Annotated in this window: 21 protein-coding genes; 20 read left to right on the forward strand and 1 reads right to left on the reverse strand. The window is 31.0% G+C overall.

The window, feature by feature from the left end; genetic code table 11:
• Nucleotides 1-20: 20 nt before the first annotated feature.
• The 6 genes from ACKF5P_RS03510 (at nucleotide 21) to ACKF5P_RS03535 (ending at nucleotide 2,965) form a co-directional block, all read left to right on the forward strand.
• Nucleotides 21-266: a hypothetical protein gene (locus ACKF5P_RS03510; protein WP_408956108.1), complete on the forward strand. Its 246-nt coding sequence runs from the start codon at nucleotides 21-23 to the stop codon at nucleotides 264-266.
• Between the two features lie 22 nt (nucleotides 267-288).
• On the forward strand, nucleotides 289-522 hold the full coding sequence (locus ACKF5P_RS03515; protein ID WP_408956109.1) for a hypothetical protein: 234 nt from the start codon (nucleotides 289-291) through the stop codon (nucleotides 520-522).
• A 452-nt stretch (nucleotides 523-974) separates the two neighbouring features.
• Entirely contained in the window at nucleotides 975-1,514 is a 540-nt protein-coding gene (locus tag ACKF5P_RS03520; RefSeq protein ID WP_408956110.1) for a stage V sporulation T C-terminal domain-containing protein, read from the forward strand.
• A gap of 230 nt (nucleotides 1,515-1,744) precedes the next feature.
• Nucleotides 1,745-2,191: a DMT family transporter gene (locus ACKF5P_RS03525; protein WP_408956111.1), complete on the forward strand. Its 447-nt coding sequence runs from the start codon at nucleotides 1,745-1,747 to the stop codon at nucleotides 2,189-2,191.
• Nucleotides 2,192-2,331: 140 nt separating this feature from the next.
• Nucleotides 2,332-2,658, forward strand: coding sequence for a thioredoxin (gene trxA / locus ACKF5P_RS03530; RefSeq protein WP_408956112.1), 327 nt, complete (start codon nucleotides 2,332-2,334; stop codon nucleotides 2,656-2,658).
• Nucleotides 2,659-2,686: 28 nt separating this feature from the next.
• Nucleotides 2,687-2,965, forward strand: coding sequence for a metal-sensitive transcriptional regulator (locus ACKF5P_RS03535; RefSeq protein WP_408956113.1), 279 nt, complete (start codon nucleotides 2,687-2,689; stop codon nucleotides 2,963-2,965).
• A 31-nt stretch (nucleotides 2,966-2,996) separates the two neighbouring features.
• On the opposite strand, the gene ACKF5P_RS03540 is transcribed toward ACKF5P_RS03535, so the two are convergent.
• Nucleotides 2,997-3,581 carry a metal-dependent hydrolase gene (locus ACKF5P_RS03540; RefSeq protein ID WP_408956114.1) on the reverse strand — a complete coding sequence of 195 codons (585 nt, stop codon included), beginning with the start codon at nucleotides 3,579-3,581 and terminating at the stop codon, nucleotides 2,997-2,999.
• Between the two features lie 186 nt (nucleotides 3,582-3,767).
• Between ACKF5P_RS03540 and ACKF5P_RS03545 the strand changes: the two genes are divergently transcribed.
• The 14 genes from ACKF5P_RS03545 (at nucleotide 3,768) to ACKF5P_RS03610 (ending at nucleotide 22,023) form a co-directional block, all read left to right on the forward strand.
• The gene (locus tag ACKF5P_RS03545; RefSeq protein ID WP_408956115.1) at nucleotides 3,768-4,676 is read left to right on the forward strand and encodes an IS4 family transposase; all 909 of its coding nucleotides are present in this window, start codon (nucleotides 3,768-3,770) and stop codon (nucleotides 4,674-4,676) included.
• A gap of 639 nt (nucleotides 4,677-5,315) precedes the next feature.
• Nucleotides 5,316-6,935, forward strand: a complete 1,620-nt coding sequence (locus ACKF5P_RS03550; protein WP_408956116.1) for a FlgT C-terminal domain-containing protein — start codon at nucleotides 5,316-5,318, stop codon at nucleotides 6,933-6,935.
• Between the two features lie 75 nt (nucleotides 6,936-7,010).
• Nucleotides 7,011-8,375 carry a UDP-N-acetylmuramate--L-alanine ligase gene (gene murC / locus ACKF5P_RS03555; RefSeq protein WP_408956117.1) on the forward strand — a complete coding sequence of 455 codons (1,365 nt, stop codon included), beginning with the start codon at nucleotides 7,011-7,013 and terminating at the stop codon, nucleotides 8,373-8,375.
• 25 nt (nucleotides 8,376-8,400) lie between these two features.
• The gene (locus tag ACKF5P_RS03560) at nucleotides 8,401-9,300 is read left to right on the forward strand and encodes a hypothetical protein (protein ID WP_408956118.1); all 900 of its coding nucleotides are present in this window, start codon (nucleotides 8,401-8,403) and stop codon (nucleotides 9,298-9,300) included.
• A 45-nt stretch (nucleotides 9,301-9,345) separates the two neighbouring features.
• Nucleotides 9,346-10,884: a hypothetical protein gene (locus ACKF5P_RS03565; protein WP_408956119.1), complete on the forward strand. Its 1,539-nt coding sequence runs from the start codon at nucleotides 9,346-9,348 to the stop codon at nucleotides 10,882-10,884.
• Nucleotides 10,885-10,926: 42 nt separating this feature from the next.
• Nucleotides 10,927-12,144: a glycogen synthase gene (gene glgA, locus ACKF5P_RS03570; RefSeq protein ID WP_408956120.1), complete on the forward strand. Its 1,218-nt coding sequence runs from the start codon at nucleotides 10,927-10,929 to the stop codon at nucleotides 12,142-12,144.
• Nucleotides 12,145-12,267: 123 nt separating this feature from the next.
• Complete coding sequence (locus tag ACKF5P_RS03575) at nucleotides 12,268-12,714, forward strand: GNAT family N-acetyltransferase (protein WP_408956121.1); 447 nt, start codon at nucleotides 12,268-12,270, stop codon at nucleotides 12,712-12,714.
• A gap of 322 nt (nucleotides 12,715-13,036) precedes the next feature.
• Entirely contained in the window at nucleotides 13,037-14,089 is a 1,053-nt protein-coding gene (xerA, locus tag ACKF5P_RS03580) for a site-specific tyrosine recombinase/integron integrase (protein ID WP_408956122.1), read from the forward strand.
• A 168-nt stretch (nucleotides 14,090-14,257) separates the two neighbouring features.
• Nucleotides 14,258-15,406, forward strand: a complete 1,149-nt coding sequence (locus ACKF5P_RS03585) for a hypothetical protein (protein WP_408956123.1) — start codon at nucleotides 14,258-14,260, stop codon at nucleotides 15,404-15,406.
• A gap of 294 nt (nucleotides 15,407-15,700) precedes the next feature.
• Nucleotides 15,701-16,900, forward strand: a complete 1,200-nt coding sequence (locus ACKF5P_RS03590) for an IS91 family transposase (RefSeq protein ID WP_408954771.1) — start codon at nucleotides 15,701-15,703, stop codon at nucleotides 16,898-16,900.
• Nucleotides 16,901-17,270: 370 nt separating this feature from the next.
• Nucleotides 17,271-17,918: a hypothetical protein gene (locus ACKF5P_RS03595; RefSeq protein ID WP_408956124.1), complete on the forward strand. Its 648-nt coding sequence runs from the start codon at nucleotides 17,271-17,273 to the stop codon at nucleotides 17,916-17,918.
• Entirely contained in the window at nucleotides 17,911-18,939 is a 1,029-nt protein-coding gene (locus tag ACKF5P_RS03600) for a hypothetical protein (protein ID WP_408956125.1), read from the forward strand. The genes ACKF5P_RS03595 and ACKF5P_RS03600 overlap by 8 nt, the downstream gene beginning before the upstream one ends.
• Before the next feature lie 257 nt (nucleotides 18,940-19,196).
• Nucleotides 19,197-20,396, forward strand: a complete 1,200-nt coding sequence (locus ACKF5P_RS03605) for an IS91 family transposase (protein ID WP_408954771.1) — start codon at nucleotides 19,197-19,199, stop codon at nucleotides 20,394-20,396.
• Between the two features lie 427 nt (nucleotides 20,397-20,823).
• Complete coding sequence (locus tag ACKF5P_RS03610) at nucleotides 20,824-22,023, forward strand: IS91 family transposase (RefSeq protein WP_408954771.1); 1,200 nt, start codon at nucleotides 20,824-20,826, stop codon at nucleotides 22,021-22,023.
• Nucleotides 22,024-22,063: the final 40 nt, after the last annotated feature.

Genomic DNA, 22,063 nt, shown 5'->3' on the forward strand with positions numbered 1-22,063 from the left:
TAAGAGTTGAGGAGGAAAAAATGAATTTTAAAGAAAAATTAATTAGAGAGATCAAAAAATATCCAGATCTTTTCAATGAAGTTAGAATGGAGATTATAGCAGCTAAATGGCAGTCAGAAGCTGAAGATGGAATCAATTATATTGTCAATACCGAGGCTGATAAAACACTAGAAAGAGTTGATGAAGAGCAGTTAGTAGATTCAATTATTAATAACTTGAAATATTATATTGAATATGAACGTGAAATTGGTGAAAGTGAACTATAACTTTAAAGAGGAGGGGAAAATAATGAGTGAAGATGTGGAACATTTTTTAAAGTATGGAGGCATAAAATTTGAGTATAGGGCTTCTGAGGAAGAAGTTAGAGAATTTGTTAATAATTTACCACAAGATAAAAGAGATAGCATAGCGGAAGTTAGTCAAATCTTAAATAAAGAAGGCTTGATTGATCTCAAACCAGAATTTAGCACTATTGATAAAGAAATGTTAGATGCTCAAGTGGAAGAGAATCGCAGAATTTAAATTAATAATTATTATAGCAAGTGATTAGGTTCTAAATAAGTAAAGATTTAAAATATAATATGTATAAGTAAGTGTTTAAGGTCCCAAATATTTGGGACCTTAAACATTATTCATATTTGATTTTGTCTAGCTGATCGAATAATGCGCTAACATACTCAGTGATAGATATTTTTTCTTCAACGAAATCTTCAATTAAATTGTTATTATTAATTTTCACATCCATTATTAATCAGCTCCTTTTGTTTACTATTAATTAGTATTGTTAATATTTAATTATATAATACTAGTAATGGTTACCTATTTAATCTAGTTGTTATAAAATAAAAATTTTAAATAAATTAATAAATTAATGATATCTGACATATAATTTATAATATTTTGAATTAACTGACTGAATTTAGCATAAAAATAAAATTAGAGTAATATACTATTAAAAACTAGGAGGTGTAATAATGAGAGCAACAGGAATAGTACGTAAAATTGATAATTTAGGAAGAGTAGTAATTCCCAAAGAGATTAGAACCGAAATGAAAATTGATAATGGCAATACCTTAGAAATTTATGTTGATGAGGATGAAACAGTTATTTTAAAGAAATATAGCCCAGTAAGAGAATTGAATGATTTAGAAGGGTATATTGAGACTCTTGTTGATACTACTGATTGTAGTGTTATGATTTCTGATACAGATAAAATAATAGCTTCCTCAACAGAAATGAAAAAATATAATGATCAAGTAGTAGGCAATAAGATAAAAGAAGCTATGAAATCTAGAAGAACAGTGGTTATTGAGGAGGCAGAAGAAGAGGAACTCTTTAATAATTTTAGGACTAAAGAAGGAGAGTTAGGAGAGATACTTGTTACACCTATTATTAAACAAGGAGATATTTTAGGGACAGTAATTTTGTCGTCTATTAATAAAGAGTTAGGTGATTTTGAAACTAAGATTAGTGAAATTACAGCTAAAGTAATTAGTAAAAAATTAGGATTATAAATTATGGGGGCAGCTGCCCCCATAATTTATTTAGTAATAGAAAGAAAATTTAGAAATAAGTAGTTATAAAGTAAAGATTAAAAATTAAATCTAAAGGAATTTAATTAAAACATCTGGATTGAAAGCAGATGTTTTTTTCTTAGAATAGAATTATTCTAATTAAAATAGTATAAAAAAGCTAGAATTTCAAAAGATAATTATAAATTCTAGCTTAATAAAGGGGTAGGGGAATGGGAAAGATATTTTTCTTTATAGTTGCTGCAATTTCTGGAACAGCAATGGCTGTACAAGGTTCTTTAAATTCTGCACTTGGTAAGGTAGTAGGAGAAGTGGAAGCGACTTTTATTGTTCACATTATAGCTACATTAGTAATAGTAGTAATTTTATTTGTCTTTAATTTGGGCCAAGGGAATTTAGGAAAGTTTATGTCAGCCCCATGGTATAGTTATCTAGGAGGATTGTTAAATGTAGTTATCTTGTATGGGGTTTTATTCAGTATTTCTAGATTGGGGGTTGCTAATGCGACGACGTTAATTATTGTTGGACAGGTATTGACTGCAATCTTGATTGATCATTTAGGGATTTGGGGATTAGAAAAGATTCCTTTTCGCTGGAGTCAAGGGTTAGGGCTGATATTGTTAGCTGTGGGGGCTAGGTTGTTATTGAATATTAAATAAGTTTTAGTTTGAGTCTAAGTTTAAATAAAGATAAAGTTTTAATCTTTAAGTGCTATAACTTGACAGTATTGGATGAAGAAGATATAATAATTTATATACCCCTAGGGGTGGGGTAAAAATTAAAATTAGGAGTGATAATTATGGGAGATAAGGTTATTAAAGCAAGTGAAAATGATTTTGAAAAAGAAGTAATCAATTCAGAAAAGCCTGTACTAGTTGATTTTTGGGCACCGTGGTGTGGGCCTTGTAAAGCAATTGCTCCTGTATTAGATGAGATTGCAGATGAGTATGAGGATAAAGTAAAAGTGGTTAAGGTCAATGTTGATGATAATCAGAAGTTGGCCCAAGAGTATCAAGTAACCAGTATCCCCAATATAATCTTTTTTAAAGGGGGAGAAGAAGTAGAGCAACAAGTTGGTTTTGCTTCTAAAGAGGGGCTTATAAGTAAGATAGATAGTATTACTTAAATTTATATTAATGCAGGAGTGAACTGAAATGGCAGTCATTAAGGATTTAGACAAAAAAAAGAAGCTATTGACTCAATTAAAGACTATCAAAGGGCATATTGGTGGTATTGAGAAGATGATTGAAGATGAAAAAGAGTGTAAGGATGTATTAATTCAAGTATTAGCTATTAAATCTTCAATTAATAAGGTAGGCTTATCTTTAATCAAAGATAATGCGTGTCGATGTATTTTAGATTCGATTGATGGAGAAGAGGTAGAAGATACGATAAATGAAGTAATAAGTACATCTTTAAAATTCAGTAAATAAAGCATTGGCCCTTACATTCGTAAGGGCTTTATTAATTTAAGTTAAAAAGTTGTGGCAGATTATGTAATTGAAAATTGATGTATTCTTGTTCCCAAAAGAATAATAAAGTAACTGTAGTAAAGGCAACTAGAAAGATTAAATGCTCCCCCCAACTACCAGTAGTGATATTTAGGTGAAATTTAAAGCGTTTATCATTAGGGTAAAATAAAGGGATTCCTTGAACATTTAGCATATCTGCAATTAAATGGCTAAAATAGCCAACAACTAAGCCGCTCCAGATTATATTACTGATTAGTTCAAGCTTAACTAATTCTTGAGTTAATAATGCAAATAATATTAAGCCTAAAATACTATGCGTTAAGCCACGATGCTTGATGCCAAAAAGTTTGAGAGGTTTGCTGATAAACCACAACTTTTTTCCAGCTTTACTATTTGCATGATCTATATCAGGAATAAGAGCACCAATAATTGTAGCTAAATAAAACTCGATTAAAGAAATATTAAAAAGAGGGCCAACAACTGGCAAATGTAAGTTAGTGATATTGAAGATTTTAACTAATTTAATTGCAATTAATCCAAAAACAAATCCAAAAAGTGAATGTGTATGGTGAGTCATTCTTCTTCCTCCTTCTTATCTACTATGATAGTAGTACATTGATTTTAAGGTTTTTTAAATTGATTATTGCAACTCACTAGCGTTGCATCGTTTTTTATAAAAAGTTCTTGAAAAAATAAAACTCCTTTGATTAAATGGATACGTACCCCCCAGTACAAAATCCATGAAATCAAAGGAGATGAAATCATGAATAATTGTACCATACTTTTGACTAAACTTCTAGATGTTATTGATAGAAACTTTTTGAAAGGTCTAATTGATAAATATAACTCAGATTATAAGGTTCATAAATTAACAACAGAAGTTCATCTATTATACCTACTTTATTTTCATCTTACTAAAAAAGAAAGTCTAGAAGATTTTATTTGTGATTTAGAAAATAATAATCAACTAAATAGAACATTACCTAAAATAAGCAAATCTCAGTTATCTCGTAAAAATGAAAGTAGACCTCATGAGATATTCTTTGAAATTTTCCAACACCTATTTGATAAGCTTAACGCTAATAAAGGGCTTCAAGAAGCTTTAAAAGAAATTGGTTTTGTGAAAATCTTAGATTCTTCAACTATAAGTTTATGTTTGTCATTATTTCCTTGGGCTAAATTTAGAAGCACTAAAGGTGGAATTAAACTTCATACTTTATATGATTTGAATACTAATGCCCCAGAAAATATAATAATAAGCGATGCTATAATTCATGACAAAGAAATATTTGATAATCTGACCTTTAACCCTAGCTATACTTATCTCTTTGATAGAGCTTATATAAAGTATCAAAAGTTTGATGAGTTTATAGATAATGATATCTATTTTGTAACTAGAGCAAAATCTAATACTAAAATTGAAATCATTAGATTTTTAGATTTAAATGCCAAAGATAAAGAAGCAAATGTTATATTAGATGCTGATATAATGCTAGGTGATCATACTTCAAAAACTAGAATGAAACAGGAAATAAGATTAGTTAAAGTAAAAACAACTGATCGAAATGGCAATGAAAAAACTATTGATATTTTAACTAATCGCTTTGATTTGGACGCTCATGTAATAGCTTATCTGTATAAAAAACGGTGGCAAATAGAGTTATTTTTTTAATGGATCAAGCAGCATCTAAAAATAAAGAGCTTCTTTGGACAAAATAAAAATGCTGTTTTAACACAAATTTATAGTGCTGTAATCTTATTTTTAATTTTAAAATTACTTGAAAAAGAATCTGAATTCAAAGGAAGTTTACTTAAGCTCACTAGAAAGATAAAGTATTCCATTTGTTCAGTTACAACAAATGATTTCAATTGGAATAGATGGATTAACAGTAGTTGATAAAATTTTATTATCTAAAACCTAGGTTAATAGGCTTTCATCTAGAAATATATTCTATATTTTACTTTTAATATAGAACAATGACTACTTTCAAAGTAATAATTACTTTGAAAAGTCTACTAAGTTATAAATTTTTGATTACTAATTTGATTTGGTTGAGTTAGTAAATCTATATTTTTTAACAATGCAACGATAGTGATTGCAACTTAGTTTTGATCTTAGATTATCTTCATAGAATATTTTGTTCTTATTCATTATATACTCCGGTTGTTTTTCTGTCAAACCTTGTAACTAATAGTTTCTATGGTATTAAATTCAAGGGTAAACTCCTCAATTAGCTTGGGTGAAATAAAGGGAATTGATGAAGATTTCTAGAAAATAGTAAGAAAGTTAGGATAAGAAAGGAGTAACTAGATGAAAAAAATAATTCCTTTAATACTGTGCTTATTGATTTTGAGTAGTGGGGGGGTTAGTGGTAATCAAGAGTTTGCCAAAATAGATGGACTAATGGATGATTTATTTTCGGAAATTAGAGCTCAAAAAGGTCAGGTTATTAAAAGTTTTCAGTCTGATATTTATTTAAATTTGGGCCAAAGTGTAGGGCTTAAGCCGGGAGATAGATTTGAGGTAATTAAACAAGGGGAGTTGTTGACTGATCCAGCAACTGGAATGAATCTAGGGCGGGTTGAAATTAAAGTTGCTGAGGTAGAAGTTGTTACAGTTAGAGATGAATTTTCTATTGCTGAGGTTGTTAAAGAATACTCATCTGCTGAGATTGAACCTTTAGATTTAGTAACTGAGATTGATTATGCACAACAAGTAGTCAACTTGGGATTTAGCTCTGATGAGCAATTTGATAAACTTACAGCTAGAATAGAAGAAGTAGTTAGTAATTACCTTAAGCAAGATGGCCGATTTGAGAAGGTGAAGAATGTTGAAGAGTTTGAGTTGGAAGAGAAATTAACTGGGCAAAAATTAAGCATACTGGCTGATGAGTTAGATGTTGATCTATTATTAACAGGTCGAATTTATGAACAGGAAGATAGTTTTTTTGTTTATATTGGGTTATTTGAAAGGAAACTAGGTAATATAACCGATGAAGAGGTAATTAGATTGGCAAAAGATGGTCAATTAGTTACTTATTATCTGAAACAAGAAGAGCAAGAAGATTATCAACTTCTATTTGAGCAAGAATTTGATTATTTGGCTGGAGGTTTAGCAATTGGAGATACTACTAATGATGGGCGGTTAGAAGTTATTTTAAATACTAAAAAAGCACTTAAGTTTTTTAACTATAAGGATGAAAAATTGGCTAAGCAGGAGAAAATAACTGATAATTATCGAATTACAAGATTTGATGATTATAAAGTACTGATAGGTGATACTAATAATAATGGTACTGCCGAAATAATTGTTGATAATTATAGAAATTTGATCAGCTTTGAATGGGATGGTAGTGAGTATTTAAGAGAAGATTTGAATCAATTTAATCGTGATCGACCTAAATTAATTTTAGAATTGGCTGGACAGGATTATTTAGTGACTAGAGATTATACTCATTTTTTAAAGTTTAACCTCTGGGATGGAGTTAAATATCAAGTTGATTTTGAACTTGACTTAGCAATCAATGAAGGGTTTCGCTTGGAAGTAGTTGATTTAACTGGAAATGGAGAAGAAGAGTTAATTTTAACAGCTTTTGATGGTGACCAAAAATATGAAATTGAGATATATAACTTAGCTGGAGAATCACAATCTACCCTTCCAGGTAGCTACGGGCCAACAATTGCTGTAGGTGATTTAAATCAAGATGGAGTAAAAGAAATCTTTCTCTCAACTTATCATGGAGATCAAAGCCAGATTACTTCTTATTTTTGGGATGGAGAGGATTATTCAGTGAGCTGGGAGAGTCAAGAGTTAACAGGTGAAATTATTGAACTTGCCGTAGCAGATTTGACAGATGATGGAGAAAAGGAGTTAGTAGTATTGGCATTAGAGGATGATATAAGTAAGATTTATCTGTATCAAAGAAAATAAAATTTTTAACTGTTATCATAAGAATCTTTGTAATATAATATATAGAGAAAGTATCAATTAGTGGAGGGATTTGGAATGGAATGGATACATATTATTGGAGTTGGTGGAATAGCTATGTCGGCTATTGCCCAGTATTTTTTAGAAGCAGGAGCTAAAGTAACAGGGTCTGATTTAAACTCTAATCAGTTAATTGAACAATTGCAAAAAAGAGGTGCAGAAATAACGATTGGACATCATCAAGATAATATTTCTGCTGATATAAAAAAGGTGATTTATTCTGATGCTATTCCCGAGGATAATGTGGAATTAGTAACTGCTAAAAGATATAATCTAGAAAGATTAGGTCGTTCTCAGGCTTTAAAGTTGATCACGAAGGATAAAGATGTTATTTCAGCAACGGGCACCCATGGCAAAACGACTACTTCAGCTATGATTGCTCAGGTATTAGAAGTTGGTAAACAGGATGTTAGCTTCATTATTGGTGGGATCTTAAATAATTTTGATAGTAACTTTAAGATCAATCAGGGAGATTATTTTGTTCTTGAGGGCGATGAATATGGGAGATCTTTTTTGAAGTATCAATCTGAGTTAGGGGTCTTAACAAATATTGAATTTGATCATCCTGATATTTATCAGGATTTAGATGATTTATTAGCTGCTTATAAAGAATATGTTACTAATTTAGGTAGTTATTTAGTAACTAATCAACAGGTAATTGAGCAACTAAAGTTAGATACATTAGATTTGGAGATAGAGGTTGAGACGGTAGGGATTAATCAACCAGAGGCTACCTTTAATGCAGTTGAGATTGAAGAGCGGGAGTTGACTTCTTATTTTGATTTGGAGTATCAAGGAGAAAGGATTGATCGGTTTGAATTAGAAGGTTTAGGAGATTATAATATTAAACATGCTTTAGAAGCGATTGCTATTGGAAATTATTGTGGGTTATCATTTGCTAAGATGAAAGAATCTCTCAGTAAGTGGCGAGGGGTGAAACGAAGGTTTGAGGTTTTGTATGAAGCTGAAGATAAGATTGTAATTACTGATTATGCTCATCATCCTAGTGAAGTAGATGTAGTTACAGCTAATTTAGAGCGAATTAAGACTGATAAAAAGAAGGTTGTTATCTTCCAGCCCCATCAATATATTAGAACTAATCGTTTATTTGATGATTATACTTATGTATTAGATAAAGAAATTGACCAATGTATAGTCAGCAAGATTTACAAAGTTCGAGAAGAGGTCTCAGAAACAGAATTAGATAGATTAGGATTAAAGTTGAGTCAGATTATCAGCTCAGATGAGATTCATTATTATAATAAATTAGGAGAAATAAAGGCTTGGTTAGAAGAGTATAACCAAAAAGAGCAGGCTATTTACTTATTTTTAGGTGCAGGGGATATTGATGATTTTGCTCGAGAGTGGGTAGCAAGTTTTTAGTATAAAGTAGGATTAGGTGATTTTGATGAAGATATGGAAGCTAACAGATGACAAATATGCAATCAAGGAATATTTAACTAATGGATTATTCAGTAAGCTAGTAGCAGAAAAAGGGGTTAGTTATAATCAAGAAGCTTGGCGGATAGAGTTTGGTGCTGATAAGTTGGATTTGATTAGCGATTATTTTTCTGAAATAGAGATTATAGATGGTAATGATTTGGTGGCTAGATTATATAGGATTAATAAATTTAAGCCGAGAAAAGGTTTGATGCGCCATGCTGTAATGATTTATGAACTGTATGATTATATTTACTTTATTTTAAAGGATGAAGCATTTGAGTTGTTAGAGGATTATGAGGGGGTTTTAGTCAGGCATGACCCTAAAGTTAAGAGGTATGCTGAAGAGTTATTATACTTTGGGAAGCAAGAGAAGTTGACTAAGTATCAAAAATCTCTTGAGGCTTTGGGAGTTGAAGAGATTAAGGAGATTTTAAAAGAGGAGCAGGGTAGTTTTTTGAGTGGTGATCTTGATTCTTCTCCTTTCTTAGTTGTAGGTAAGTATAGTGATTTAGAATTAAATGAGGAGCGAAGAAATAAATTTTTTAAGCAGGAACTTGCTAAAAGAAATGTAACTGCATTTAATATTAGGCAGTTGGCTAAGGAACGGAAGATAGAGCAAGAGGTATGGTTTCCTTTTTTTGAAAAGTTAGTAGAGAAAGAGATTAGACAGAGGGTTGGGAAGTTAAATCGATTAGAGGAAAGTTTTGAATTAAAGAATTTATTTTCTAACAAAAAAGCATTAAAATTGGTCAATCAGATTGAGAAATTGGGCCAGGAGTTGGATAGAGACTTAGAGGAACTTATTGGAAGAGAATTGAGCCGATATTATTCACAAGAAAAAGAAAGACTAATCTATGGAATCTAATAAATTTTTTTAAATAAGTTGAGGTTGAATGGGGAGTGGAAGTTAATGTTAGAGAAGCTTATTACTGAAGAGGATAAGTTAGAAGAGTTAATTGCTCAAATTGATCCCTGTTTTTTCAAACAGGCTCGTTGGTTTCAGCAGAAAGGAGCCACAATAAATAAGATTCAATTAGTTGATTATGGTAAGTTGGCCCTTATTAATTCAGAATCAATTATTTTAGTAACTATCCTTGAGATCTTTATGAAAGAGCAATCACAGTCTAGTCAATTTAGTGAATTATACTATCTACCTTTATTGGTCAGTCAAACTAGACTACAAGAAGAAAAAATCCCTATATTAGATAGCCCAGAGCAATTTTTTCTCTATCAGGGGATAAATAATTTAGAATATATAAGAGCAATAGAGCAATTTATTAACCAAGAAGAGAAGTTAGAATTACAAAAAGGTGGTTCTCTAGTGGGTGTTTTGACTACCAAAGATGAAATATTTGCTGCTGAGCAGTTAACAGATGTTTCAAGTAATAGCTTGACAATAGTTAAAAAGGATCAAGTGGTTAAGAATTTTCGTAGGCTAGAGGCAGGGGTTAACCCTGAGATTGAGCTAAGTCTTAGCTTACAAGAGAGAACTGATTTTGAGCAGTTTCCTACGTTGACAGGTTATCTTACTTATCAAACTGAACAGAAGCAAGAGTATAATCTTGTGTTGGCCCAGGAGTTTGTTACAAGTGATGGTGATTTATGGGCTTATACGCAGGAGGTTATAGCAGATCTGTTGGCCCGGCTATGGAAGGAAGATAGAGGGAGGAATTTAAAGCAGGCAGTTGAAGAAGTCTGCTTTGAATATTTTAATTATACTGTTAAATTGGGAGAGTTGATTGCTCGGTTGCACTTATCATTAGCTGAAATTGATGATCAAGATTTTGTGTCTCGTTCTCCTCAACAAGCGGAGATGGCTGAGTTATACTCTAGAATAAGAAAAAATTATGAGCAGCTTGTTATTCAATTGAGAAAGAAAGAAGAGCAGGTGGCTGATAAAGAGTTAGTATCTGAAATACTTAGCTATCAAGATAATATTGAAGAATTAAAAGATAGACTGCCAACTATTGAGCAGATGGGTAAGTTTATTCGCTGCCATGGAGACCTTCATTTAGAGCAGGTTTTGAAGGTTGGGGAAGGTTTGATTGTTTTGGATTTTGAGGGGGAACCAACAAAAAGTATTGCTGAAAGAAGGATAAAATATAGTCCACTAAAGGATATAGCTGGTATGTTGCGTTCTTATAGTTATGCTGCTTACGCTGGCTATTTTAAATTTAAGGAGCAAGTTGAAGTAGAAGAAAGTGATTATTTAATAGAGATAATTAATCTATGGGAAGAAGAAGTGGTAAGTAAGTTTTGGAAAAGTTATTTGAATTTAATTGGTCAAAAAGCCCAGTTTTTACCTAGTGAGACTGAGCTTAATCGAGTAGTTGGACTCTTTAAGCTTGAAAAGGCATTATATGAGGCCCTCTATGAGATTAATAATCGGATTGATTGGTTACAGATTCCATTAAAGGGAATCTTGGATTCTTTAACTAGCTTGAATTAAATTTTATTAATGTCAGATACTAGCTAGTAGGGGGTATGAATAATGGCCAATTTGAAAGTGATGATGTTGACTAAGGAATTTCCTAATAATATTTATGGTGGAGCTGGGGTTCATGTTGACTATTTAAGCCAGAATTTAACTGAGATAATGGACGTGGAGGTTAGGGCATTTTCTGGGGAGGAGGATTTGGTTCAGGATCAAAGGGAGGCAACAGCTTATGAGGCTTGGCCCGAGGTTAGTAAGAATACTGATCAAAGGTTTGTTAAAGCTGTCAATGCACTTTCTGTTGACTTAGCGATGGCTAAAGATAAGTCTGATGCTGATATTGTTCATTGCCATACGTGGTATACTTTTATGGGTGGTTTTTGGGCCAAAAAATTATATGATATTCCACTAGTTACTACTATTCATAGTATGGAACCACTTCGTCCTTGGAAAGAGGAGCAATTAGGGAATGCTTATCATTTATCTTCTTGGATGGAGCGGACTGCACTCGAGGATGCAGATAAGATAATTGCAGTTTCTAAAGAGATGAAGAAGGATATTTTGAAGTATTATGATGTTCAAGAAGGTGATATAGAGGTTATCTATAATGGAATTGATTTAAATCAATATCAATATACTGATAGCACTACGTATCGAGAAGAATATGGAATTGATCCTAATAAGCCCTATATCTTATTTGTAGGAAGAATCACTCGTCAAAAAGGAATTATCCATTTAGTAAATGCAATTAAAGATATTAATGAGGAGGCTCAAGTTGTACTCTGTGCTGGGGCTCCTGATACTGAAGAGATAGAGCAGGAGATGGCTGAAAAGATATCAGCTATTCAACAAGAACGGGATGGAGTAATTTGGATTAATGAGATGGTTTCTAAAGAAGCGGTAATTGAGTTTTATTCTAATGCAACGGTTTTTTGTTGTCCGTCAGTTTATGAGCCGTTTGGAATAATCAATTTGGAGGCAATGGCCTGTAAAACTCCTGTGGTAGCTTCTGCTGTGGGAGGGATTAAAGAGGTTGTTGTTGATGGCGAGACTGGTTTTTTAGTTGAATTTGATCAGGTTGAAGGGCCAACAGGTGAACCTCAAGATCCAGCTGCTTTTTCTCAAGCTTTAGCTGATAAGATTAATCAAGTTTTAGCAGATGAAAAGTTACAGAATAAATTTGGGCAAAATGGTCGTCAACGGGTTGAGGAGATCTTTAGTTGGGAAGCAATTGCTAAACAGACTAAGAGTTTGTATCAACAGTTGGTTCAGTAGCAAGAGCTTTGAAATATGTTGGCCCGGGAATATAATTTAGAAAAAAGTTTGTTAAGTTAATTTAAATAACTAAAGTTTTGGTACTTCGGTGCCAAAACTTTTATTTTTGTAGGAGGTTAAATCATGGAGTGGTACTTAAAGTTTTTTAATGAATTATCTGCAAATGAGTTATATAAGCTTCTTAAATTAAGGGTTGATGTTTTTGTGGTTGAGCAGGATTGTCCTTATCAGGAATGTGATAATAAAGATAGAAAGTCATTTCATTTATTTGCTGAAGAGGAAGGGAGTATAGTAGCTTATGCACGTTTAATATTGCCAGGGGTTTCTTATCCGGAAGCATCGATTGGTCGAGTAGTAGTGGCTAAAGAGTATCGTAAACAAGGCTTAGGAAGGGAGCTAATGGAACGTGGAATTGATTTTTTGGTTACTGAATTACAGCAAGGACAGATTAGAATTTCAGCACAGCAACACTTAAGTAGTAGTTTTTATGGTCAACTAGGCTTTAAAGTGGTTACTGAGCCTTATCTAGAAGATGGAATTTCTCATGTAGAGATGTTTTATCAAAGATAGTAAAAAGCATATTATTTTAGTGGATATGGGGTTAGAATAAGCTCAATTAAGTAGATTTTTAAAGGGCTACTTAGTTGAGTTTTTTATTTAAAGTTAGTTTGTAGCAAGAATATAATGGGATAACCCAGATTGTATAGTTGGCCCTTATGCATTATATAAGGCATTTACTTGCTTTATTATTATATTCTTTTAAGAAGACAATTTGAATATAATTATGAAATATAGTATTATTATGGTATATGAGTTTTTAATTGTATAAAAAAGATGTGAATTGGATATAAATGTTAATAGAGGGGCATTAAATAATGGAAGGAGTCAATTCATGTCTATTTATCTTGAAAAAGAAGCAGAAGAAATTATAGTTAAGTTTAATTATAGTGCTGATCGAGTTAAAAGAATAAAAAAAATAAACGGGAGAAAGTGGGATCCCAAAAGAAAGGCTTGGAGAATTCCTTATTCTATAAAAAACATTGAAGAAATAAAGAGGTTATTTAAAGATGATAAACTTTATATTAACTTTGATAAACAATTTGATGAGGAAATAAAAATTTTTAATCAAGTTGAAGAAAAATTAAAGTTAAAAGGGTATAGTATTCAGACTCAGAAAGCATATTTAGGTCAAATTAAAAGGTTTATTAATTATACAGATAAAAAAATAAGTCAAATTAATGAAAGTGAGATAAAAGAGTATGTATTATACTTATTAAATGAGAAACAACTTACTCATTCATTTGTAAACCAGGTAATTAGTGCTATTAAATTTTTAGCTTTAGAGATACTAGAAAAGGAGAACATCATAATAGATATCCCCAGACCAAAAAAAGAAAGCAAACTACCTCAAGTATTGAGTGAGAAAGAAGTAAACAGTATATTGCAAGTTTTAGACAATGAAAAACATAAGACTATTTTATACCTTGTTTATTCAGCAGGATTAAGAGTAGGAGAAGTTGTTAAACTAAAATGTGAAGATATTGATAGTAATAGGATGTTGATTCGTGTACGCCAAGGGAAGGGAAGAAAGGATCGCTATACTTTATTATCTAAGGAAGCACTTAAACAATTGAAGCTTTATTATAAGCTATATAAGCCTAAAGAGTGGATCTTTCCAGGACAAAAGAAAGGAAGTCATTTAACTGTAAGATCAGTACAAAGAGTTTTTAAAAAAGCTTGTAAGAAAGCAGAAATAAGTAAGGATGTATCAGTTCATTCGCTTCGACATTCTTTTGCAACTCATTTGCTCGAACGAGGGGTTGACTTGCGTTATATTCAGAAGCTATTAGGTCATAAAAGCTGTACTACAACTGAAGTTTATACTCATGTAAGTAAAAAACAATTTTCTAAAATTAAAAATCCACTTGATGAGTTGATGGAATAAAGTTGTTTAGATAAGATATTAGCGAAATAAACTTCGTAAATATCATAAAATAACAAGATAAAGCGAATGTATCTTCGTAAAGATAAGCGTTAAGTGAAATTGGTCTTAGTAATAATACTGATCTGCTTAATTTTTTATCTATTTAAACATATAGGGGAGGTTGTTATTTTGAATGAAAAATTTAAATTTTCAATAGCTGTTGCTCCTAATAAAATGAACTTAGATACAGAAATAAAATATATCAAATCTGCATTATTGTATGCAGATACGATAACATTGATTAGTCCAATAGCCTATATATATTTTCAACTTACAGATGAAAAATATAAACAAAACGAAAGACAAGCAGTAAAACTAATTGATAAAATTGCCCCATTTATTCGTATTGCTAATCCAGAAGTTTATCGAGAATCTGAGCCAATTATAAATCAATTTAAAGAAGTTGTATTGGGAAAACAATATAAAAATTTAAAAATGGTAAAAAAACTTCATATTAGAAGAGGATTGAATAATTTTGCATCAGAAATAAATAATGTTTTGGAGAAAAGTATAGGGAGTCAAACATGTAAAGAGCTTTCATTATTAGTTAATGAAAATAAAGTAGAATTAGCAAATTTCAATCACTCTTTTGATGATATAGATGGTTATGTTAGAGAATACTTCAATAAACTTAAAGATTCTATTAATAGTTCTTATCCTTTGTTTGATAATCGATCTAATAAATTATTAAGTACAGCGATAAAATCAGGTGTAATTGATATGAGTAGAACTAAAAAGTACAAAACTATACATGCTGGAGTTGCAGATAACCTATTAACTAAATTACCTTCATTTGAATTTGCATCTGTAAATGAAATATTAGATATACGAAGAGAGTTAGGAAGTTCTCTAATTAGATTTAGAAGTAAAATACTAGAGTTTGCTGAAGTTGTCCAAAGTTTACCTTGGAATGAAGATTTTGAAGATGAATGTTATATCTTATATAACAAAAAAGTAGCCCCGTCTTTGCTTGAAATTGAAGAATTAATAAATGAAAATAATATTATTAAAAACCTTGGGATAAAAATACTTACAGACCAAAAAATATGGGATGGCTTAGGTGGTTTGGTAATTAATATTGCTGCTGCAGGTGCAATTTCTTCATTAAGTGATACAATTACTTCTGATACTGCTATATATACTGCAAGTGGAGCATGGGCTTTAAATAAAATAGCCAATACTTATAATGACTATAGTAAAAAGACGAATACAATAAAAAGAAAAGATTTATTTTTTTATTATAAAGCGGGAAAGATGTTGAAAAATAAATATTATTAGTTACATGAGAAATAATGAGTTTTCAAATAATAAATTTAATTAATGAATCCAAAGGTCGACCAACTTCACTTAACATGGGCTTAGCGACATATGAGCCTTAGTAATAAGACAGAGATGACTTATATCAGAGTGTTTTGTTTTAACAGATGAGAGGGGTTTTATCGGAAGTAAGCTCAGACGTCGCGAAGCCCAGGGACGTTATATTAAATGCTTCGCATAGAGAATAAGGAAGGATTTTTTCGGGAACGATATTATGTAGTTTTCTCGAAAAAGTTTTTTCAGGAGTGATATAAAATGGCTGCGATACAAGATATCTTTACAAAATATTATAACCAATGCGAAAAAGAGTATGCACTAGCAAATCACGCAAGAAAAGCAGCTTGGAACATAATTAATTGCCGAACAGAAGCAATGGGAGGACACATTCAAAAATGTCCGGACGGTCATTTTTATAGAGTTTGGTATAATTCCTGTAAGCACAGATCATGTCCTCAATGTACAGGGATGCAAAAGGAAGAATGGAAAAGAAAGCAAACAGCTAAGGTTCTAGATACCCACCATCATCATGCAGTTTTTACTATACCTCATGAATTAAATGAGTTGTGGTTGTTGAATCCTAAGAAGATAACAGGAATATTATTTAAAAGTGTAAAAGAAGCATTATTTAATATGTTATCTAACAAGAAATTCTTAGGAGCAACTCCGGGAATGATAGCTACATTACAAACTTGGGGAGAAAATTTAGCCTTTCACCCTCACCTACATTGCCTAATAACAGGTGGTGGAGTTACGAAGGCAGAGAACTGGAAAGAAAGCAAAGAGAATTATTTATTACCAGTACAAGAATTAATGAAAGTATTTAGAGGCAAGTTTTTAGATGAAATACATAATACAGTTTATAATGGAGAAATGGAGATACCATCAAACAAGAACTATTATGAAACCCATGAAATGCTAAGAAAAGAAAGAAAAAAAGATTGGAATGTAAATATAGATCGAGAAGCTGTTTATGGAAATGGAGTAATAAAATATCTTGGGGATTATATAAAAGGTGGCCCAATATCTAATAGAAGGATAATTTTTTATAATGAAAAAGAAGTTAAGTTTTATTATAAAGATAATAAAGATGGTAGGAAGAGAAAGATAATGACTCTTAGAACAGAAGAGTTTATCCGTAGATTTTTATTACATGTACCAAGGCCTCATTTGAAAGTAGTAAGACATTATGGACTATATGCTAGCTGTAAAAAAGAAGAGTTGAATAGGTGTAGGAAGCTGTTAGGACAAGATGAAGTAAAAGATATAGAAAATTTAAAGTGGCAAGATTATTGTGAAAGTGAAGGAAAAAATGATAAATCAATCTGCCCTGAATGTGGAAAGAAACTAATCAAAGGTCAAGAATTTAAATCAGGGAGCTTAGCTCTTTTATTGATTATATTAGGAAAGAAATTAAGTGATGGTTTAATCTTAAAAGATAGAGAATTAATAGCATAAGAGAAATAGCTGGGTAACAGTTGTTACTCTAACATTGAGTTTTTTGTAAAAGATTTAAGAAAATTATTAGAAATAGTTAATTTATAGAGTTAAAGAATTATAGTTTAGATTAATTAAAAAATGAAAAAAGAAAACCATAAGATATATTGGACTGGATAAGAGTTAAAAGAAAATTCCATAGCAACACACAGGAGCTCAGCACTTCATATAACAAGAAGTTTAACAACATCTAAGTGCGAAATAAAATGAAGCATGAAAAGAACTTATAAAAGTGTTTAGAGATAAGTTGAGCTAATTTTTTTAATGAGACGTCGTGAAACTCTTAATATCGTTAGGTGAAATCGCTGATAAGTCAAAGGAGGTTTTGAAATTGATAGATTATAAGATATTAAATCAAAAAATAGATAAGTACTTAATAAATAAAAGTCAAAATAATTTTTTAGAACTTAAACGAGAATTTATTAGATATAAATTTCCTAAGTGGAAAATAGAAAAACTTATTGAATCAAATAAATTAATACCTAACAAACATTTAGGTTTTTTTTATTTATGGGCTGAAAGATTACTTGAAGCTTCATTTTATTTTGAAAAGCATTTGGAGGGAAACCAAGATGATTGTCACATTTGGATTAATTTACAGCATATATCTTCTAAGCGTGGAGATTTACATACATCTTCTAAGGCTTTAAAAGAAATAAATCGTTTAGGAGAAGATTATCAAGTATATAGAGGACTTGTTATTCATAATATGGCTAGTGGATTTATTAATAGGGCTGTTAAATATGCTAGGGAATTAATTAGAACAGAAAATAAAGAAAAAATTAATATTTCAATATTTTATGAACTTGCTATAATGTCAGAAGAATGGGAGTTTATTTCTTGGATAATTAAATTTCCCAAAGGAAAAAGGTTATTAAAAAATTGCGGGAAACGAGATGTCAATACATTGAAGAATATTACAATTAATAAGTTAATTGAATATCTTGATACTATAAGTGAGGAGAATAATAGTGAATAATTATTTAGTAATAAGGGTTATTGGAGATAAAAGCATTGTATTTCCAAAACCTAAAGGATATTATTCTGTTGAAATAAGACCAGGGAAATTTGATTTTCCTTTAGAAAGAAAACTATTGGAAAGATCAGCCGATGCTTTTCAAGAAGAATTTAATTTTAAAATAGCACAAAGAATAGTTACTGTTATTTCAGCAAATGATTTTTATGAAGCTGATGAGCAAAGTGAAGTATTATTTAAAGAAGTTTTAGATTGTTTAGATACAAATGGATACGGGTTAGCTGAAACACCTTTATTACAAACAGGTTTAGTGAAAAATTTAGACACAGGGTGTAAAAGTTCTAGATTACCAGAAGAATCTTTTGGGGCATTGCCTTTATTTAGGATAGAGGATAGACAAATTCCAAAAGTTGATTCAACTCAAGCATTACTATCTTTACCTGACACAGAGCTAAAATTGTTTTTATTAAAATCGTATCATTGGTTAAGAAAGTCAAAATTAGAATCCTCCTTACAACTTAAAAATCTTTTCCGTTGGTTTGCAATTGAAACTTTAGCAAAGACGCAAAATCAAGAAAATATCAATCCTAAAATTATGCAAATTCTTGGATTCCCATTAGGAAGGATTGGGTTATGTGTTTCAAAAGAAGTTATTAATTCTTTTAAAAAACATAGTGATTATTTATATGTAGAAAGAATTATTAAAGATTTACTTGAGGAGATTAGAAACTTTCGTAATGATACAGTTCATTCTGGATTTAGACAATGGGATATTTCTAGAGATAAGTTGTATGATTTTGAAAGGGTATTAACTTTAGCAGTACCAAGATTACATAAATTTGTTGTAAAGGCTTTATTTCAAGATATAATCAACTTAGAAGAGTTTTGGGAATATATCCCAATCATTTTTGATGAAATGAAGTATGATATTAAAAAAGATTTACATGGAACAGTAATATATAACATTAAGAATAAAAATATTGATAAATTAGATAAAAACCAAAGAGTACAATTTGATTTATAAAGAGAAAATGCTTATTTAATCAGCGACTTCACCTAACATGGGCTTAGCGACATATGAGCCTTAGTAGTAAGGTAGAGATGACTTATATCAGAATGTTTTGTTTTAACGAATGAGAGGGGTTTTATCGGAAGTAAGCTCAGACGTCGCGAAGCCCAGGGACGTTATATTAAATGCTTCGCATAGAGAATAAGGAAGGATTTTTTCGGGAACGATATTATGTAGTTTTCTCGAAAAAGTTTTTTCAGGAGTGATATAAAATGGCTGCGATACAAGATATCTTTACAAAATATTATAACCAATGCGAAAAAGAGTATGCACTAGCAAATCACGCAAGAAAAGCAGCTTGGAACATAATTAATTGCCGAACAGAAGCAATGGGAGGACACATTCAAAAATGTCCGGACGGTCATTTTTATAGAGTTTGGTATAATTCCTGTAAGCACAGATCATGTCCTCAATGTACAGGGATGCAAAAGGAAGAATGGAAAAGAAAGCAAACAGCTAAGGTTCTAGATACCCACCATCATCATGCAGTTTTTACTATACCTCATGAATTAAATGAGTTGTGGTTGTTGAATCCTAAGAAGATAACAGGAATATTATTTAAAAGTGTAAAAGAAGCATTATTTAATATGTTATCTAACAAGAAATTCTTAGGAGCAACTCCGGGAATGATAGCTACATTACAAACTTGGGGAGAAAATTTAGCCTTTCACCCTCACCTACATTGCCTAATAACAGGTGGTGGAGTTACGAAGGCAGAGAACTGGAAAGAAAGCAAAGAGAATTATTTATTACCAGTACAAGAATTAATGAAAGTATTTAGAGGCAAGTTTTTAGATGAAATACATAATACAGTTTATAATGGAGAAATGGAGATACCATCAAACAAGAACTATTATGAAACCCATGAAATGCTAAGAAAAGAAAGAAAAAAAGATTGGAATGTAAATATAGATCGAGAAGCTGTTTATGGAAATGGAGTAATAAAATATCTTGGGGATTATATAAAAGGTGGCCCAATATCTAATAGAAGGATAATTTTTTATAATGAAAAAGAAGTTAAGTTTTATTATAAAGATAATAAAGATGGTAGGAAGAGAAAGATAATGACTCTTAGAACAGAAGAGTTTATCCGTAGATTTTTATTACATGTACCAAGGCCTCATTTGAAAGTAGTAAGACATTATGGACTATATGCTAGCTGTAAAAAAGAAGAGTTGAATAGGTGTAGGAAGCTGTTAGGACAAGATGAAGTAAAAGATATAGAAAATTTAAAGTGGCAAGATTATTGTGAAAGTGAAGGAAAAAATGATAAATCAATCTGCCCTGAATGTGGAAAGAAACTAATCAAAGGTCAAGAATTTAAATCAGGGAGCTTAGCTCTTTTATTGATTATATTAGGAAAGAAATTAAGTGATGGTTTAATCTTAAAAGATAGAGAATTAATAGCATAAGAGAAATAGCTGGGTAACAGTTGTTACTCTAACATTGAGTTTTTTGTAAAAGATTTAAGAAAATTATTAGAAATAGTTAATTTATAGAGTTAAAGAATTATAGTTTAGATTAATTAAAAAATGAAAAAAGAAAACCATAAGATATATTGGACTGGATAAGAGTTAAAAGAAAATTCCATAGCAACACACAGGAGCTCAGCACTTCATATAACAAGAAGTTTAACAACATCTAAGTGCGAAATAAAATGAAGCATGAAAAGAACTTATAAAAGTGTTTAGAGATAAGTTGAGCTAATTTTTTTAATGAGACGTCGTGAAACTCTTAATATCGTTATATTAAATGCTTCGCATAGAGAATAAGGAAGGATTTTTTCGGGAACGATATTATGTAGTTTTCTCGAAAAAGTTTTTTCAGGAGTGATATAAAATGGCTGCGATACAAGATATCTTTACAAAATATTATAACCAATGCGAAAAAGAGTATGCACTAGCAAATCACGCAAGAAAAGCAGCTTGGAACATAATTAATTGCCGAACAGAAGCAATGGGAGGACACATTCAAAAATGTCCGGACGGTCATTTTTATAGAGTTTGGTATAATTCCTGTAAGCACAGATCATGTCCTCAATGTACAGGGATGCAAAAGGAAGAATGGAAAAGAAAGCAAACAGCTAAGGTTCTAGATACCCACCATCATCATGCAGTTTTTACTATACCTCATGAATTAAATGAGTTGTGGTTGTTGAATCCTAAGAAGATAACAGGAATATTATTTAAAAGTGTAAAAGAAGCATTATTTAATATGTTATCTAACAAGAAATTCTTAGGAGCAACTCCGGGAATGATAGCTACATTACAAACTTGGGGAGAAAATTTAGCCTTTCACCCTCACCTACATTGCCTAATAACAGGTGGTGGAGTTACGAAGGCAGAGAACTGGAAAGAAAGCAAAGAGAATTATTTATTACCAGTACAAGAATTAATGAAAGTATTTAGAGGCAAGTTTTTAGATGAAATACATAATACAGTTTATAATGGAGAAATGGAGATACCATCAAACAAGAACTATTATGAAACCCATGAAATGCTAAGAAAAGAAAGAAAAAAAGATTGGAATGTAAATATAGATCGAGAAGCTGTTTATGGAAATGGAGTAATAAAATATCTTGGGGATTATATAAAAGGTGGCCCAATATCTAATAGAAGGATAATTTTTTATAATGAAAAAGAAGTTAAGTTTTATTATAAAGATAATAAAGATGGTAGGAAGAGAAAGATAATGACTCTTAGAACAGAAGAGTTTATCCGTAGATTTTTATTACATGTACCAAGGCCTCATTTGAAAGTAGTAAGACATTATGGACTATATGCTAGCTGTAAAAAAGAAGAGTTGAATAGGTGTAGGAAGCTGTTAGGACAAGATGAAGTAAAAGATATAGAAAATTTAAAGTGGCAAGATTATTGTGAAAGTGAAGGAAAAAATGATAAATCAATCTGCCCTGAATGTGGAAAGAAACTAATCAAAGGTCAAGAATTTAAATCAGGGAGCTTAGCTCTTTTATTGATTATATTAGGAAAGAAATTAAGTGATGGTTTAATCTTAAAAGATAGAGAATTAATAGCATAAGAGAAATAGCTGGGTAACAGTTGTTACTCTAACATTGAGT

The sequence above is a fragment of the Natroniella sp. ANB-PHB2 genome (assembly GCF_046097105.1).
Lineage (GTDB): Bacteria > Bacillota > Halanaerobiia > Halobacteroidales > Halobacteroidaceae > Natroniella.